General features: G+C 61.2%; 17 protein-coding genes. 9 read left to right on the top strand and 8 right to left on the bottom strand.

All coding sequences use genetic code 11. The features are described 5' to 3' along the window. Positions 1-152 precede the first annotated feature (152 nt). Positions 153-647: a MarR family winged helix-turn-helix transcriptional regulator gene (locus I2I01_RS03490; protein WP_196285022.1), complete on the top strand. Its 495-nt coding sequence runs from the start codon at positions 153-155 to the stop codon at positions 645-647. A 74-nt stretch (positions 648-721) separates the two neighbouring features. Next, the gene (locus tag I2I01_RS03485) at positions 722-1,366 is read left to right on the top strand and encodes a YceI family protein (protein ID WP_196285021.1); all 645 of its coding nucleotides are present in this window, start codon (positions 722-724) and stop codon (positions 1,364-1,366) included. A gap of 52 nt (positions 1,367-1,418) precedes the next feature. Here the strand turns inward: I2I01_RS03485 and I2I01_RS03480 are convergent, their stop codons facing one another. Further along, on the bottom strand, positions 1,419-1,976 hold the full coding sequence (locus tag I2I01_RS03480) for a hypothetical protein (protein ID WP_196285020.1): 558 nt from the start codon (positions 1,974-1,976) through the stop codon (positions 1,419-1,421). A 133-nt stretch (positions 1,977-2,109) separates the two neighbouring features. Between I2I01_RS03480 and I2I01_RS03475 the strand changes: the two genes are divergently transcribed. The 7 genes from I2I01_RS03475 to I2I01_RS03445 all read left to right on the top strand — a co-directional run bounded on the left by I2I01_RS03475 (position 2,110) and on the right by I2I01_RS03445 (position 9,891). Further along, positions 2,110-2,391: an ATP-dependent Clp protease adaptor ClpS gene (locus I2I01_RS03475; RefSeq protein WP_196285019.1), complete on the top strand. Its 282-nt coding sequence runs from the start codon at positions 2,110-2,112 to the stop codon at positions 2,389-2,391. Between the two features lie 157 nt (positions 2,392-2,548). Continuing rightward, a complete protein-coding gene (recR, locus tag I2I01_RS03470) occupies positions 2,549-3,163 on the top strand; it encodes a recombination mediator RecR (RefSeq protein WP_196285018.1) in 615 nt (204 codons plus the stop codon). 226 nt (positions 3,164-3,389) lie between these two features. After that, positions 3,390-4,334 carry a helix-turn-helix domain-containing protein gene (locus tag I2I01_RS03465; RefSeq protein WP_196285017.1) on the top strand — a complete coding sequence of 315 codons (945 nt, stop codon included), beginning with the start codon at positions 3,390-3,392 and terminating at the stop codon, positions 4,332-4,334. A 93-nt stretch (positions 4,335-4,427) separates the two neighbouring features. Next, positions 4,428-5,180 (top strand): SDR family NAD(P)-dependent oxidoreductase, encoded by a 753-nt coding sequence (locus I2I01_RS03460; RefSeq protein ID WP_196285016.1) that lies wholly within the window; start codon positions 4,428-4,430, stop codon positions 5,178-5,180. Positions 5,181-5,382: 202 nt separating this feature from the next. Further along, a complete protein-coding gene (locus I2I01_RS03455; protein WP_196285015.1) occupies positions 5,383-7,398 on the top strand; it encodes a glycosyltransferase family 2 protein in 2,016 nt (671 codons plus the stop codon). A gap of 129 nt (positions 7,399-7,527) precedes the next feature. Further along, a complete protein-coding gene (locus I2I01_RS03450; protein ID WP_196285014.1) occupies positions 7,528-8,751 on the top strand; it encodes a pyridoxal phosphate-dependent aminotransferase in 1,224 nt (407 codons plus the stop codon). Positions 8,752-8,895: 144 nt separating this feature from the next. Beyond that, positions 8,896-9,891, top strand: coding sequence for a bifunctional heptose 7-phosphate kinase/heptose 1-phosphate adenyltransferase (locus I2I01_RS03445; RefSeq protein ID WP_211537794.1), 996 nt, complete (start codon positions 8,896-8,898; stop codon positions 9,889-9,891). Between the two features lie 105 nt (positions 9,892-9,996). On the opposite strand, the gene I2I01_RS03440 is transcribed toward I2I01_RS03445, so the two are convergent. The 7 genes from I2I01_RS03440 to I2I01_RS03410 form a co-directional block, all read right to left on the bottom strand. Continuing rightward, positions 9,997-10,581, bottom strand: a complete 585-nt coding sequence (locus tag I2I01_RS03440) for a sugar O-acetyltransferase (RefSeq protein WP_230678862.1) — start codon at positions 10,579-10,581, stop codon at positions 9,997-9,999. 50 nt (positions 10,582-10,631) lie between these two features. Beyond that, complete coding sequence (locus I2I01_RS03435; RefSeq protein ID WP_196285012.1) at positions 10,632-11,885, bottom strand: M1 family aminopeptidase; 1,254 nt, start codon at positions 11,883-11,885, stop codon at positions 10,632-10,634. Then, positions 11,885-12,094 (bottom strand): zinc ribbon domain-containing protein YjdM, encoded by a 210-nt coding sequence (locus tag I2I01_RS03430; protein ID WP_196285011.1) that lies wholly within the window; start codon positions 12,092-12,094, stop codon positions 11,885-11,887. Before I2I01_RS03430 ends, I2I01_RS03435 begins: the two co-directional genes overlap by 1 nt. Before the next feature lie 112 nt (positions 12,095-12,206). Continuing rightward, a complete protein-coding gene (locus tag I2I01_RS03425) occupies positions 12,207-12,398 on the bottom strand; it encodes a hypothetical protein (RefSeq protein WP_196285010.1) in 192 nt (63 codons plus the stop codon). Between the two features lie 40 nt (positions 12,399-12,438). Then, positions 12,439-12,780 (bottom strand): SMI1/KNR4 family protein, encoded by a 342-nt coding sequence (locus tag I2I01_RS03420; protein ID WP_196285009.1) that lies wholly within the window; start codon positions 12,778-12,780, stop codon positions 12,439-12,441. A gap of 64 nt (positions 12,781-12,844) precedes the next feature. After that, positions 12,845-13,870, bottom strand: coding sequence for a uroporphyrinogen decarboxylase (gene hemE, locus I2I01_RS03415; RefSeq protein WP_196285008.1), 1,026 nt, complete (start codon positions 13,868-13,870; stop codon positions 12,845-12,847). A gap of 246 nt (positions 13,871-14,116) precedes the next feature. After that, positions 14,117-16,552 carry a TonB-dependent receptor domain-containing protein gene (locus I2I01_RS03410; protein WP_196285007.1) on the bottom strand — a complete coding sequence of 812 codons (2,436 nt, stop codon included), beginning with the start codon at positions 16,550-16,552 and terminating at the stop codon, positions 14,117-14,119. Positions 16,553-16,692 lie beyond the last annotated feature (140 nt).

Genomic DNA, 16,692 nt, shown 5'->3' with positions numbered 1-16,692 from the left:
GGAGGAAATAATGTGAAATGGCCTAGCTTACGTGTTTTGCCTGCGAGATGGTCAAGCGGCAAGTCAAAACATCTTTTTTAAAATATTTTTGGGAACGATGTTGCGACATTAAATGTATGTACATAAATTTGCACCCGATTCCACTGCCTCACATGCGCATCGAAGACGAAATCAAGCAGCCCACTTTCCGTGACGAGTACCAGAAGGCCGTTATCAACCTGACGTACACGAGCGGCTGGCTACAGCTGCGGCAGGCTACTGCGTTTAAGTCGTTCGGCCTCACGCTGCCGCAGTTCAACATCCTGCGCATCTTGCGGGGCCAGCACCCCCGGCCCGCTACCGTGGCCCTGCTTATTGACCGGATGCTGGATAAAACCAGCAACGCCTCCCGCATCGTGGACCGGCTTGAGGAGAAGAAACTCGTGACCCGCACCGTGTGCCCCGGCAACCGCCGCGCCGTGGACATCCGCATTACCCCGGCCGGCCTCGATTTGCTGAAGAGCATCGAGGATTCCGGCCTGATGGAAAAAAACGGCACCCAGCATCTCACCCCTGAGGAGGCCCGCCAACTCAACGCCCTGCTCGACAAAATTCGGACCGACGACGATGAAGGTGGGGCAACCCCCGACCTGCCTTCCTGCGAGTAGGCCCTTGGCACGCTTTTTAGAGGCTACCCAGCCACATTTCAATTAGAACACTTACCCTTTTTTACTTTTTTCAGATGAAAAAATACCTGTTGCCCGCTCTGTTTGCCGTTGCTGTACTGGGCGCTGCCCCCGCTGCTTCGGCCCAAAAAAATAACAGCGCCAAAATGGCCACCAACGCCCCTGCCTACGCTGTGCAACCGCAGCTGAGCACCCTGGGCTGGGAAGGCAAAGCCGTGACGCACGGCCACAACGGCACCATGAACTTCAGCTCGGGCGAGCTGCTGGTGAAAGGCAACGCCATCGTGGGCGGCACCGTGACCGTTGACATGAAGTCGATGAAGGCCACCGACATCAAGGACGCCGAAAGCCACGGCAAATTTGTGGGCCACATGAGCAGCGACGATTTCTTCGGCGTGGCTACCTACCCCACCTCGACCTTCAAAATTGTGAGCGTGACCCCCATCAAAGGCGCCGCCAAAGATGCTGACAACGCCACCATCACCGGCGACATGACCATCAAAGGTGTGACGCAGCGCATCAGCTTCCCCGCCAAAGTGGGCGTGAAAGGCGACTTGGCTTCGGCCACCGGCAAGGTGACCATCGACCGCACCAAGTTCGGCCTGAAGTACGGCTCGAAATCGTTCTTCGAGAGCATCGGCGACAAAGCCATCTACGACACGTTCGACCTGACCTTCAACGTGATTGCTAAGAAAGCCTAATTGCTGCCCAGCAGATAAAGCAAAAAAGCCCGCCAGATTTGGCGGGCTTTTTTTATTCTGGTATCTCAAACTTGCGCGGTAGCTCGAAGCTGAGGTGGTGGCTTTTGCTGCGGCTGTGCAGCTCGCGCAATATCTCGTCGATTTCGCCCTGGTATTCCACCCACAGGTCTTCGTGCAGGGTTTTGAGCACGAGGGCCGGCAGCTTGGCGGCCAGCCGGGCGGTGGCACGGTAGAAGCCGTCGTACACGCTGTCGAATTGCCCGGAGTAGTTATCGATGCACTGGCGCAGGATGTATACCAGCAGGTCGACTTCGAGCTGTTTGCTTTTGGTGATGCGGCGGGCCCGGGCGGCTTCCTGCACGCTGGCGCGCACGGCCTTCACGAGGCTGCGGTTGAGCAGGCGGCCCGATACGGCCACGTTGAACAGCTCGTGGATGCGGTCGGCGGTTTCTTCTTGGATTTGGCCCAGGGTCACGTCGGCCAGCAGCTCGAAACGGAAGGTTTCGTAAAGCTCGGCATCGCGGCGCACGGCGCGCAGGAGCAGGGCTTCTTTTTCGGGCTCGGAGAGGCGCTTGAGGGCTTTTTTGAAGTCGGCGGACGGAACGGGCATAGCAGGCGGAAGCGGGTGAAGGCGCAGCCCCGACAATGCGAACAAAATCGGGCCGATTTGAGGAAACGAAATTGGGCGGTTTGCAGTTATAAACGGCTGCCCCGCGCGGGGTTTCCTGCGTAAATTTGCCCTTATGAATACTCGCCCGCAAATTGAGCACGATGAGGACGTCCTGTTGCTCGAAGAAGAACTGGAACTGCGCAACCTCGTGGTGTACAACGACGACATCAACACCTTCGACCACGTCATCAAAACCCTGATGGAGGTGTGCGGCCACCAGCCCGAGCAAGCCGAACAGTGCACCCTGCTCATCCACTACAAGGGCAAATGCGCCGTGAAGGTGGGTACGTATGAGGAGCTGGAGCCCATGTGCAGCGCCATTCACGACCGCGGCATTTCGGCCGACGTCGTGTAGTAGAAATAGCAAGAATTGTTCTCCTAAGCATTCTGCGGAAGCAGAAACAAAGGACCTTTTCAAGCGCGTGCATTGTTTGAAAATACTGCACTCAGTGCTGGCGTTAGAAGGTCCTTCGCTGCGCTCAGGATGACAGTTTTACTCCTTTCCCCTTCGAATGGAATTTCCTTCCAAACTGATTGAAAATGCCGTGGGCGAGCTGGCCCGCCTGCCCGGCATCGGCCGCAAAACGGCCCTGCGCCTGGCCCTGCACCTGCTCAAAGCCGAGATGGACACCACCGCCTCGCTGGCCGAGGCGCTGGCCAAGATGCGCTTTGAAATCACCTATTGCAACACCTGCCACAGCATTTCCGACACCGAGGAGTGTGCCATTTGCGCCAATAAGCTGCGCGACCACAGCCTGGTGTGCGTGGTATCGGACGTGCGCGACGTCATTGCCATCGAAAATACCGGCCAGTACAAGGGCGTGTACCACGTGCTGGGCGGCGTGATTTCGCCTATCGAAGGCATCGGCCCGTCCGATTTGCACATCGATTCCCTGGTGGCCCGCGCCGCGGCCGAAGACTCGGAAGTGCGCGAAGTCATCCTGGCCATATCGCCCACCATGGAGGGCGACACCACGGCCTTCTACCTCTCGCGCCGCCTGCGCGACCTGCCCAACGTGCACATCAGCACTATTGCCCGCGGTATACCGGTGGGTGGGGAGTTGGAATACGCCGACGAAATCACCCTCGGCCGCAGCATCGTGGAGCGCCTGCGCCAGGCGCGGTAGGCGGGAGGCCGCAGGGGCGGGCCGCTTGTCATTGCGAGCATTCCGCGCATCAAGCGCAGACGAAGCAATTCGTCCTTTTCTCAGCGACTACCTTTCTAATGTGACAAAGCCCCGGCACTGCGCAGTGCCGGGGCTTTTTGCATTCATCCCAACCCTTGGCTTAAGAAAAAACTTTCCTCTCCCCGGCGGGTTGCTGTGGCTTTGAATCTTACAAGCTCCCGCAGCCATGACCACCTCTGCTCTTGCTGCCCTTTATCAGGAACTAGCGCCCTGCACCAGCCTGGACCTGAACGCGCTTTTGCCGGGCGGCATTCAGCGCGAAGTCGGCCACTTCAATTTGTTCAATCTGGCTGACTTTTGGGAGACGAGTCGACTGCGGCCCGGCACGTCGTATCCGTGCCGAACCTTTTATAAAATCAGCTTACTGCAAAGCCGCAGCAGCGCCGACTATGGTGGCAGAACCATTGCCATAGCGCCTGATACACTGGTTTTTTCGAGCCCGAAGGAAGTGTTTCAGTGGCGGCCGGCTGAGCGGCAGGTGGGGCACATGTGCCTCTTCACAGCCGAGTTTTTGCTGCCGGTACTAGGTGGCCTTACCATTGAAGAGCTGCCGCTGTTCCGGGCCGACGGCTACCTCGTATTTCAACTCACGCCAGCCGAAACGGCCCGGGCCACGGCCATTTTTGCCCGCATGCACGAGGAATTGGCTTCCGACTACGCGCACAAGTACGACCTGCTGCGGGCCTACGTGCTGGAACTGCTGCACCTGGGCCAGAAACAGCAGCCCGCCACGGAGTTACACCCGGCCCAATCGGCTACGGCGCGGCTGGCCTCGCGCTTTGTGGAGCTGCTGGAGCGGCAGTTTCCGCTTGCCACGCCCCAGCAGCGCGTGGCGCTGCGCACGGCCAAAGATTTCGCCGACCGCTTGGCCGTGCACGTCAACCACCTCAACAAAGTGCTCAAGGACCGCACCGGCCGCACCACCACCGACCTCATAGGCGGGCGGCTGGCGCAGGAGGCCAAGGTGCTGTTGCGCGAGTCGGAGTGGACGCTCTGGGAAATTGCCGACAGCCTGGGCTTTGTGGATGTGGCCCACTTCTCGCACTTCTTCCGCCGCTACGCCGCCATGAGCCCCGGCGCTTTCCGCACGCTGGACCCCGCGCTGGTTTGATTTTTACATAAAGCGGATTGGCGCCTACAACACCGCCGGGGGCGGGGCAGGGGACCTTTGTCGTGTTCATTTAACACTGCAAACGCACTCCCCATGAGTACTTCCAAAATCGCCCTCGTCACCGGCGGCAGCCGCGGCCTGGGCAAAGGCATGGCCCTGAAACTGGCCCAGCAAGGCATCGACGTGGTGCTGACTTACCGCACCCAGCAGGCTGAAGCGGCGGCCGTAGTTGCCGACATTGAGACCTTGGGCCAGCGCGCCGCGGCCCTGCCCCTCGACGCCGCCAACCCGAGCACCTTCGATGACTTCTTTGCTCAACTGGCTACGACCCTGAAGAAAACCTTCGACACCGACCGGTTCGACTTTCTCATCAACAACGCCGGCACCAGCCTCACGGCCCCCATTGCCGAAACCACCGAGGCGCAGTTCGATGAGATGCTCAATATTCATTTCAAGGGCGTGTACTTCCTCACGCAAAAGGCCTTGCCGCTGCTGCGCGACGGCGGCCGGATTATCAATATTTCCTCTGGTACCACGCGGGTGGCTTTCGCAGGCAGCGCGGCCTATGCCAGCATGAAAGGTGCCGTGGAAGTCTTCACGCGCTACCTGGCCCTGGAGTTGGGCAGCCGGGGCATTGCCGCCAACGTGGTGGCCCCGGGCGCAGTATTCGGTGGGGGCGCCATGACGGACACGCCCGAAATCCGTGCCTACGTGGCCCAGATTACGGCCCTGGGCCGCGTGGCCGAGCCCGACGACATTGGCGGCATCGTGGCCTTCCTGTGCTCCGATGCGGCTCGTTGGCTCAATGGCCAGCGCCTGGAAGCCACGGGCGGGATGATGCTGTAAAGCGGATTTGCTCGTTTGAGCACGCGATGGGACGCAGCTGCTGGAGCGCCGGCAGCTGCGTTCTGGCGGTTGTTGGCGGATGAGCCAGCCGTGCTGCCCGCTCTTTTTGGCCAGAGGCAAGGCCGGCTAAAGCAGGCGGAAAGAAGGGGCTATTGCTTTGCGCGCTACCTGTAATGGCAGGCCCTGTGTAAATTCGCAGGCTGTGGCCAAGCTCTCCGTCATTATTGTCAACTACAACGTCTGCTACTTTCTGGAGCAGGCGCTGCTGTCCGTGCGGCGGGCGGTGGAGAAGCTGGGCCAGCCGGTGGAGGTTTTTGTGGTCGATAACAACTCGGCCGATGGCTCGGTGGGCATGGTCCGCGAGCGGTTTCCGGAGGTGATTCTCATTGCCAACCGCGACAACCCGGGCTTCTCGAAAGCCAACAACCAGGCCCTGCGCCAGGCCACCGGCCAGTACCAACTGCTGCTCAACCCCGACACGGTGGTGGAGGAAGATACCTTCCGGGCTTGCTGTGCTTTTATGGACGAGCACCCCAACTGCGGCGGCCTGGGCGTGAAAATGCTCGACGGCCAGGGCCACTTCCTGCCCGAAAGCAAGCGCGCCCTGCCCACGCCGGCAGTGGCCTTTTACAAAATGTTTGGGCTGGCGAGCGTGTTTCCGAAGTCGCGCACGTTTGGGCGCTACCACCTCGGCTTTCTCGACAAGGAACAGACCCACGAAATCGAAGTATTGAGCGGGGCTTTTATGCTGCTGCGCAAGGAAGCGCTGGACCAGGTGGGCCTGCTCGACGAAGACTACTTCATGTACGGCGAGGACATCGACCTCTCGTACCGCCTCACCCAGGGCGGCTGGAAGAATTATTATTTCCCCGGCACCCGCATCATTCATTACAAGGGCGAAAGCACCAAGCGCACAAGCGTGAACTATGTGTTCGTGTTTTACCGTGCCATGGTGATTTTCGCGCAGAAGCACTTCGCGCCGGGCCGAGCGGGCCTGTTTTCGCTGCTGATAAACGCCGCCATCTGGCTGCGGGCCGGCGCGGCCGTGCTGGAGCGCCTGGTGGTGCGCATTGCCCCGCTGCTGCTTGATGCCGGCCTGATTTGGGGCGGCATGTACTTCCTGAAAACCTACTGGGAAAACAACCACAAGTTTGTGCCCGGCGCCTACCCACCGCAGTACATGGAGGTGGCCGTGCCCGTCTACATCCTGGTGTGGCTGGCATCGGTGTACCTGAGCGGGGGCTACGACCCGCCGGTGCGCACCTCGCGGGTGGCGCGCGGAGCCTTTGTAGGCACGCTGTTGATTTCGGCCGCCTCGAACTACCTAGACGCCTGGCGCTTTTCTAAGGCCCTGATAATATTGGGTGGGGCCTGGACGGTGGCCGCCCTAGTGGGCCGGCAGGTGCTGGTGCACTTCCTGCGCTACCGCGACCTGCGCCTGACCGAGCGGCGCCAGAAAAACATTGCCATCGTGGGCTCGGGCCCCGAAAGCCGCCGGGTGCGCCGCCTGTTGGAGGCAGCCAGCGTGCAGGCGCGCGTAATCGGCTACGTGTCGACGGTGCCCGTCGAAACACTGGTAGCGGCCGCGGTAGAAACGTCCTACTCGCACCGCTACGATGCGCCCGAGCCGCCCGAAGAACCCCTGGGCGAGCTGCGGCAGCTGGCCGACATCATTCGTCTCTATGCGCTGGATGAATTGATTTTCTGTGGCAAAGACCTGCCCGCCAGTCGCATCATTGCCCTCATGCTCAGCCTGCCGGCCGACCCGCCGGTGGCCTACAAAATCCTGCCCGAAGACAGCCAGTACATCATCGGCAGCAGCAGCAAAGACGCACCCGGCGACTACTACACCCTCGACATTGCCCTCAACCTCTACCAGCCCCGCCAGGCCCGCGCCAAGCGCCTGCTTGATGTGCTGCTAAGCACCGGGCTGCTGGCGCTGGCTCCGGTGCTGCTGTGGCTGCAGCCGCGCAAGGCGGGCTTCCTGCGCAACTGCGCTGCCGTGCTGCTGGGCCGCCGCACCTGGGTGGGGCTGCGCTACACGCCCGGCCCGGCCCGCGCCGTGCCCGCCGTGGTGTCGCCGGCCGATGCCGCGGTGTCGGCCACGCCGCTCAACGATACCACCAAGCGCCGGCTGGAGCTGCTCTACGCCAAAGACTACGAACCCAGCACCGACCTGAGCGTGCTGTGGCGCTGCTGGCGCCGGATGGGGGAGTAGGGGGCCGTAGCGCGGACTTTGTAGTCCGCGTCTCCCTGCCGCTTGGTGGTCGTGCGGCGGGCGAGCGGGGACGCAGACTACAAAGTCCGCGCTACTTTACCTTTGCCGCTTCATTCACTGCCGCCGCTTATGCCTGAAACCGCTGCCTCCGCCACCACCTCGCCTTTGTCCGACCGGGTTACGGTCATGCAGGAATCGGCCACCATTGCCATGGCCAAGAAGTGTCGGGAGCTGATAGCCCAGGGCCTCGACGTCATCAATCTCAGCTTTGGCGAACCTGATTTTCAGACGCCGCAGTATATTAAAGACGCGGCTAAGCAGGCGTTGGATGACGGCTTCACGTTCTACACGCCCGTGGCGGGCATACCAGAGTTGCGGCAGGCCATCTGCGACAAATTCAAGCGCGACAATCAGTTAGACTTTCAACCCAACCAGATTGTGGTGAGCACCGGCGCCAAGCAGGCCCTGGCCAATGCGGTGCTGAGCCTGGTAAATCCTGGGGATGAAGTCATCGTGTTTTCGCCTTACTGGGTGAGCTACGAGGAGATGGTGAAGCTGGCCGAGGGCGTGGCCGTGCCGTTGGTGGGCACCCTCGAAAACGAGTACAAGGTGACTGCCGCCCAACTCGAGGCGGCCATAACAGAGCGAACCAAGCTGGTGATGTACTCCTCGCCCTGCAACCCCACAGGCGCCGTTTTCTCGCGCGAGGAGTTGGGTGCCATTGCCGAAGTGCTGGCCCGGCACCCGCAGGTGTACGCCCTGGCCGACGAGATTTACGAGTACATCAATTTTGTGGGCGAGCACGTGAGCCTGGCCCAATTTGCCGAGGTGCGCGACCGGGTGATTACCGTGAATGGCTTCTCGAAAGGCTACGCCATGACCGGCTGGCGCCTGGGCTACCTGGCCGCCCGCCCCGACATTGCCTACGCCTGCGAAAAGATGCAGAGCCAGATTACTTCGGGCACTTCTTCCATCATGCAGCGCGCCGGCCTGGCTGCACTGCGTGGCGGCCGCGCCTCGGCCGATGAAATGGTGGCCGCCTACCGCCGCCGCCGCGATTTGGTGCTCGACATCGTGAAGGACATTCCTGGTTTTAAAACGCCCACGCCCAGTGGGGCTTTCTATATTTTTCCGGAGGTATCGGCCTATTTTGGCCGCACCGCACCCGATGGCCGCACCATTGGCAACGCCATGGACCTGGCCCTGTACCTGCTGAACGACGCGCTGGTATCGGCCGTGTCGGGCGACGCCTTTGGGGCGCCCAACTGCATGCGTTTCAGCACCGCCGCCTCCGATGAAAAGCTGGCGGAAGCGTTTCGGCGGGTGAAGGTGAGTCTGGCGAAGCTGAGTTAATCATTCCAAATAAGGAGTCATGCAGAGCGCAGCGAAGCATCTCGCGTGCTCAGGTAGTCCAAACATTAAATTACTGTTGCACGCGAGATGCTTCGCTGCGCTCTGCATGACGCTCTATCTAAACGTCGCAAATTCAGCGAAACCTTGCCTACGACTTCCTTAACCGACCTTTTCAACGACTTCAACAACCTGCGTGTCCTCATCATCGGCGACGTGATGGTGGACGCCTACGTGTGGGGCCGGGCCACGCGCCTCTCGCCCGAGGCGCCCGTGCCTGTGGTGCACGTGGCCCGCACCGAAAACCGCCTCGGCGGGGCCGCCAACGTGGCCCTGAACGTGCAGGCGCTGGGCGCCACACCGCTGCTTTGCGCCGTGATTGGTACCGACGCAGGCGGCGACCAGCTGCTGCAACTGCTACACGAGAGCGGCCTGCCCGCCGATGGCATCCTGCGCAGCGCCCAGCGCCCTACCACGGTGAAGCAGCGCATTCTGGCCCACGGGCAGCAGCTGCTGCGCATCGACTCGGAAGTGGAAACCGACCTGAACCCGGACGAAGCCGCGCAGCTGCTCGCCGCCTACGATGACCTGCTGGCCCGCGCCGACGTGGTAGTATTTGAGGACTACGACAAGGGCGTGCTCAGCGAGGCCACCATCACCGAGTGCATTGCCCGGGCCCGGCAGCGCGGCATCCCCACGGTGGTAGACCCCAAGAAAAAGAATTTCCTGGCTTACCGCCACTGCATGCTGTTTAAGCCCAACCTGAAAGAGCTGCGCGAGGGCCTGAAGCTTGAATTCGGCGACCCGGTGGCCGACCGCGCCGGCTTTGAAGCGGCCGTGGCCCGCTTGCAAGACGTCCTGACGCCTGAAATCGTGCTGGTAACGCTGAGCGAGTACGGCGTGTTTGCCCAGCAGGATGGGCAAAAAACTTACCTGCCGGCCCACCTGCGCACTATCTCCGACGTGTCGGGCGCGGGCGATACCGTCATCAGCATCGCGGCGTTGTGCGTGGCGCTGGGGCGGCCGGCAGCCTTCACGGCAGCGCTGGCCAACCTGGGCGGCGGGCTGGTGTGCGAGCAAGTGGGTGTGGTGCCCGTGGAGAAGCAGCGGCTGCTGGAAGAAGCCCAGGAAGCGGGGCTGTAGAGGCTATGGTGCGGGGTAAGGAAACGTCATGCTGAGCGCAGTCGAAGCATCTCTACCGCAGCAGTAGATTAATTGCGTTGTGCGGTAGAGATGCTTCGACTGCGCTCAGCATGACGTTCCTTTTTCAATACTTGCCGGCCCAAGGCTCCTGATAACCCGCGCCGGGTTGCCCATGGCCAGCGAATAGGGCGGAACATCTTTTGTGACCACCGAGCCCGCCCCAATGACGCAGCCCGCGCCGATGCTCACGCCGGGGCACACGATGGTACCGCCGCCCAGCCAACAGTCGTCGCCGATGCAGATGGGGCGGGCCAGCTCCAGGGTGCGGCGCACGGTGGCGTCGAGCGGGTGGGTGGCGGCGTAGAGCTGCACGCCGGGGCCAAATAGCACGTTGGAGCCGATGGTGACCGGGGCCGCGTCGAGCACCACACAGTTCACGTTGAAGTACACGTTGTCGCCGCAGCGGATGTGGCTGCCGTAGTCGCAGTGAAAGGGTGGCTCTACCCACAGGTTGCGGCCGGCGTGGGGAATGAGCTCAGCCAGAATTTCGCGGGCCGCGTCGGTGACGAGATATTCCGTCACGTTGAGGCGGTGCAGCAGGCGCTTGGCGCGGGTGCGCGCCGCCAGTAGCTCCGAGTCGAAGGCGGCGTAGAGTTCGCCGGCCAGCATTTTTTCCTGCTCAGTAGGCATGATGATGGGATTGACGGAAGCCCGGCCGTGGGCTGCCGCCGGCCCGAAAGTTAGCGGGCGAGCTGTTCGCGAAGCCAGCGCTGGGTGTCGGGGCCCGCTTCCTGGCCTACCAGGGTGAGAAAACCTTCGGTGGTAGCCGTTTTCCGGGCGGCTGTAGCTGCCAGGAGGCGTAGAAAAACGTCGTCGCCCACGCGGGTGTGCAGGGCGTGCAGCACGGCGGTGCCTTTGGCGTACACCACGCGGCGGATGGTGGGGTAGTCGTATTTGCTGCGGTCGAAGCCGAGGATGGGCGGGGCGCCCGCCGCCGAAGCCAGCCGCTTATCAAGCTCCGTTCGGAACCCGGCGGTGTCGCCCGCGGCGCGCAGGTAAAGCAAGCCAGAATAGGTGGCGAAGCCTTCGTTCAGCCACTCTTCGTAGGTGCTGATGGAACCGTAGGCCCACCACTTGTGACTGATTTCGTGCGCCAGAATCAGCCGGTCTTCCCGCTTGCGCACGTCGAAATCGGAATAGGTGATGTCGACGGCATTGTCCAGCAGGGCAAAGGCGTTGCGGTTGGTGCCGGGCAGCAGCACCGTGAAGCGCGCGATGCTGTCGCGGCGGCCAATGGTTTGGTTGTAGTAGCTGCAGATGCGCGTAGCCTCGGCCAGCAGCAGCGTGTCGGCTCGTAGTAAAGGGTTTGCCTTGATGACAGTCACCGCCGGCTTGGGCGGCGCGGCCGTGAGCTGATGAAAATTCCGGCCTACCAGCGCCGTGGGCTCGATGGCCGAGGTGCGGCCGCGGAAGCGAAAATGTCCGGCGCGCGCCTTTCGCGACGGTCGGGTGCTCACTACGGTATAGCTCGCCGGCACCTGCACGTCCAGCGAGTAGGCGAGGGGCGCGTCTTCCTGGTAGGGCACGAACGGCAGCCAGAGGGTGGAGCGGCTGAATTCCATCACCTGGTCGGTTGCATACCGGTCCGACAAGGTGCCCTCGTAAGTGATGGTAACGCGCTTGCGGCGTTGCTTCAACCCGGGATGGGCCAGCGCTATGCGTTGCACGGTGTCTTGAAATGGCGCGTACAGATAGGGCTGAATGGACAGACCGCTCAGTCGCGGACTGCGCACGCGAATTACGGTAAAACGCCGGTCCAAATTGAGAAACCGGGGGCTGCGGGCCGAACCGGCCGGCAGCCACACAGTGTAGCGGCACCAGAAATGCTGGCTATCGGGCGCCACTTTGAGCAGGATGCGCGCCTGTTGCTGGGCCCACGCTGGCGGAGCCAGGCCCAGCATCCCGAGCAGGAAACTCAGGAGAAGCCGCGGCACTAGGCTTTTTTCAGAAACTCGGTTCTCAGCACCATCGTGCTGCCGCCGGCCCGGCCTTCAATCTCGGCCGGGCTGTTGGTGAGGCGGATGTTCTTGACCAGCGTGCCGCGCTTGAGCGTTTGGGAAGAGCCCTTCACTTTGAGGTCTTTGATGAGGGTAACGGAATCGCCTTCGGTGAGCAGAGTGCCGTTGCTGTCTTTTACGTCCATAAAAGGAATAAATTGGGGTAGTGGTAGGAGCTTGCCCCAACCAGATGTTTGCGTCGTAATACCGGTGCCGTTCAACGATGGGCAGGGGGCACCCCGTCCCTACGTCGTTTTACTAGCGGCGAACCAGCATCAGATAAGCCAGGAAAAACAAAGGCGAGAGGCTGCCCAGCGTCACAAGCACCACCATCACGGTTTCGACAGTCGAGCGCTCGGACCGACGCAGGTACCAGCGCCACATGAACACCAGCAGCGCCAGCAGCAGGGCCAGGGTGAGGTAAAAGACGGGGCTAAAGGTGGCAGTCATGGGGCGGGAAATAAGCGAAAATGAAGAGTCGATTCTGGGTTTATGGAAGTAGCTTCAGAAAACTCAGGAAACTGTCTCCATGCTTGATTGCTTCGTCGGGCCCAAGGCCAATTAAATCAAACTCTATGACTTCCCCAGCTCTGTTAAATGCAAAAATCGCATTGCCGCCATCGGAAGCAAAAACAGTGTAGTTGGTGATTGAATACAGGTCTTTAAGACTTGTATTGTATTCAGGAACTGCATCGAGCCTGAATAACGCCAAGTAGCTTTCGTTGCCAATGGGGCCTTCGCCACCATTGTGACGCTCCATGAATTTCAGGTAATCATCAGGAGTGGGACCTTGCAGCAAACCTATGAAATGAAGTCGCTCAGCTTCTGGCAAGGGAGCATTTAATTAAAAGTCAGTTCCGAGATAGTTCTCCGGAGTCATTGGATAGATTTGCTAACTACCCCCGCCACGCCTTCACCGTGTCCACGAACACGCGCACGTTGTCCGGGTCGGTGTCGGGGTACACACCGTGGCCAAGGTTGGCGATGTGGGGGCCGCCGGCAAACTGGCGCAGCATGGCTTCGGTGGCAGCTTTCACCTGCTCGCGGGTGCCGTAAAGGGCGCAGGGGTCGAGGTTGCCTTGCAGGGTTTTGTCGCCGGCTTGCTGGCGGGCCTGAGCCGGGTCCTGGTTCCAGTCGAGCCCAATGGTGCGGCAGGGCATGGCGGCAAACTCGGGCACGGCCCACCAGGCACCCTTGGCAAACACCGTAACGGGCACGAGCGGAGCCAGAGCCTCGGTGATTTCCTGAATGTAGCGGGCCGAAAACTCGGTGTAGTGCGCGGGCGGCAGGATGCCGGCCCAGGAGTCGAATACCTGCACCACCTGGGCGCCGGCCGCCACCTGGGCCTTGAGGTAGGCAATAGTGGTGGCCGTTATTTTGGCCAGCAGGCGGTGGGCCAGGGCGGGCTCGCGGTAGAGCATGGCGCGGGCCTTGCTGAATGTTTTGGAGCCGTGGCCTTCCACCATGTAGGCCAGGATGGTGAAGGGCGCGCCGGCGAAGCCGATGAGGGGCACGCGGCCATTCAGCGCTTTTTTGGTGATGCGCAGGGCTTCGAGCACGTAGCCGAGGCCTTCCTCGGGGTCGGGGATACGCAGCTTGTCGACATCGGCGGCCGACTTGATGACGTTGGGAAACAGCGGGCCGCGGGCTTCTACCATTTCGTAGGGCAGGCCCATGGCGTCGGGCACCACCAGAATGTCGGAGAAGATGATGGCGGCGTCCACGTCCAGCGCGTCGATGGGCTGGATGGTGACTTCGGCGGCCAGGTCGGGCGTTTCCACCAGCTCCTTGAAGCCGGAGAGGCGGGCGCGCAGGGCGCGGTATTCGGGTAGGATGCGGCCAGCCTGGCGCATCAGCCACACAGGCGTCCGCTCGGTGGCTTCGCCACGGGCAGCACGGAGGAAAAGGTCGTTTTTCAGCATAAGGAACGACAAAGGTACGTCGGGAGCCAGACGGGTAGGATAATAGAATAAAATAGAACGTCATGCCGAGCGCAGTCGAAGCATCTCGCGTGCGCCGTCTGTCATCCTGAGCATGCGAAGGACCTTATCAATCTCGAACAATTAACGTTCAGCAGTGATAAGATGCTTCCTTCGTCAGCATGACAAACGGCGCACGCGAGCTGCTTCGGCTGCGCTCGGCATGACGGTCAAATCGGCTACTTAAACCTACCCCGCGCGGCGCTTCTCGTCCTCGGCTCCGCCGCTGCGGCGGCGCGTGGGCGCCAGCTTGTCGTTGCCGAAACGGTAGCCAAAAGTCAGGTTGACGAAACGGGAATCGCGGCGCATGACGAAACGCTCCACGTAGTTGTCATAAGTAGACGTGACCCGACCCACTCGGGAGAAGAAAATGTCATTCACGGCCAGTTTCAGAGTGGCTTTACGCTCCCAGAGGCTCTTTTGCACGCCGGCGCCCACCTCCCCGTTTGGGCGCGACACGAAGAAACCGTCTACTTGCCGCGAGTCGTAGCTGGCGCTCAGCTCAGCGCCCCAGCCTTTGCCGAAGGTGAAGGTGTGATTCGAGGTAAGGTTCAGGCTGACGCCGCCGCGGTCGAGGTTGGTGCCAGCCACGGCGCCATTAAAGCGGTTGTAGTAGAACACGGCGTTGTTGTAGGTTTTCCACCATTTGGTGATGTCCACCGGGGTAGTGAGGGTGAGGGCGTAGTAGTGCTGCAAATCGAGGTTGCGGTAGGTGGAAATCACCGTGCTTCCCGGCTCAGGCTCCACGGTGCCCACAATGGGGGCGCTGGTGCGGCTGTAGCTCAGGCCCAGGCTGTATTTCTGCTTGAAGGTGTGCGTCAGCTCCACGTTGTAGCTGGTTTGGGGCAGCAGGTTGGGATTTCCGCCCTGCGAGGTGGTGCGGTCGATGAGCTGGCGGAAGGGGTTGAGCTGCTGATACCCCGGCCGGTCGATGCGCCGGCTCAGCGACACGGCCAGCTCGTGGTTTTCCGAGAACTGGCGCTTGATGGCCGCGCTCGGAAACAGTTGGAAGTAATTGCGCTTGAAGTCTTTGTACTCCACTTCGCGGTCCTGCAGGCCTGTGGCGTTGGTTTGCTCGCCACGCAGGCCCACCTGCAGCGTCAGTTTGGGCTGGCTGTAGTTCAGGTTCACGTAGCCCGCGTTGATGTTCTCGTCGTAGCGGAAGCGGTTCGAGCGGGTCAAGTCCAGTTGCCCGTTGGTGAAGTTTTTGAGGTCGTTATCCGCTTTTACCAAGCTCGACTTTGCGCCCATATCCAGCCGCAACTGCTTGCTCAGGGCCTGCGTGTAGTCGGCCTTCACCGATTGGATGGTCAGGCGCCCGTCCTGGTCCAGGCTGTTGGCCAGGGCGGGCTCGCTCACGAAATACGTTTGCAGCAGCTGGTCGCGCTGGCTGTGGTAGCTGGCGTAGTCGGCATCGGCCGTCAGCTCCTGCGTGCCGAAGGCATTGGCGAATGTGCGGCGGAAGTTGAGGTTGGCAGCGAAGTTGTCGAGGTGATTTTCGCCGGTGTTGATGGCGTTGTAGCGGAGCTCCTGGTTGCGCTGCAGGTCGTACACCACCGATTGGCTGGTGCCGGCGGGGGTGTTGCGGTTGTTGAGGCCGCTCACCACGGCCCCAATCGTGGTTTTGTCCGACAGGTTGTAGTCCAGCCCGCCGCGCCAGCTGTGCGACCACGCCTGCACCGGCTGGCGGTTGTCCTGGTCAGAAGTGCTGATGAGCTGGCGGCTGCCCCCGGTAGCGGGCCCATAAAATTCCCGGTGCAGGGTCAGGGTGTTATAAAACGACCGGTCGGAGTAGTTGTAGGAGCCAAACAGATTGAGATTTTTTTCGCGGTGATTCAAGCTCAAGCCACCGGTGTAGCGGTTGTATTCACCGCGGCCATAGGTCAGGTTCAGGCTGCCGTTGGTGCCGAGCTTTTGGTCTTTTTTGAGGTTGATAGCGATGATGCCAGCGCCGCCCTGGGCGTCGTACTTAGCCGGCGGGTTGGTAATCAGCTCGATGCTTTTGAGTTGCTCGGCGGGCAGGGCGCGCAAGTACTCGGCCAGCTCGGTGCCCGTCATGGGCTGGCGCTTGCCATCGATGAGCACCAAAACACCCTGGCGGCCGCGCAGGGCCAGGTTATCGTTGCCATCCACCGTCACGCCGGGCGAGCGGCGCAGCACGTCCAGCGAGGTATTGCCGGCCGCTAGGGTCGAGCCCTCCACGTTCACAATGGTGCGGTCGGCCTCGCGCTCGTACAGCGGCTTCTGGCCCACCACTTTCACTTCCTTGAGCTGAGTGGCCGCGCTGGTGGCCAGCACCATGGCTGGCAGTTCCACGGCCTGCCCGGCCACCTCAAACGGCGTCGACCACCGTCGCTCAAACCCCACCTGCGCCGCCGACACGAGGTAGCGCCCCGCTGCGGCCCGCTCAAACTGAAAAAGGCCCTTGGCGTCGCTAAACTCGGTTTTCACCACCGTCGAGTCTTTGGCCCGGTGCAGGGTCACCGTCGCAAACTCGATGGGGCTATTGCCAGTGCTTTGCACGGTGCCACGCACGTCGGTGGGCGCCTGGGCGTGGGCTTGGTGAGCACCCGCGAGCAGACTTGCTACTAGCAGGGGAGAAGCAGAAAAAAGGAAGGTTTTCATACAGAAGAGCAGAAAAATGATTTGCAGAAAAAAGGTGAGGTTGGAAAACGGATTTGCTCAGTTGAGCAAAAGATTATGACATGTCATCAAGGTTGCTTTGAAACGAAAAATTTTGCTGCAACGCAGGTCGTTGTAAGAAT

Origin of the sequence: Hymenobacter properus (assembly GCF_015694735.1) — a bacterium.
GTDB classification, from domain to species: domain Bacteria; phylum Bacteroidota; class Bacteroidia; order Cytophagales; family Hymenobacteraceae; genus Hymenobacter; species Hymenobacter properus.
The sequence above is the reverse complement of the archived record's forward strand: the minus strand, read 5'-3'. Positions and strand labels throughout refer to the sequence as shown.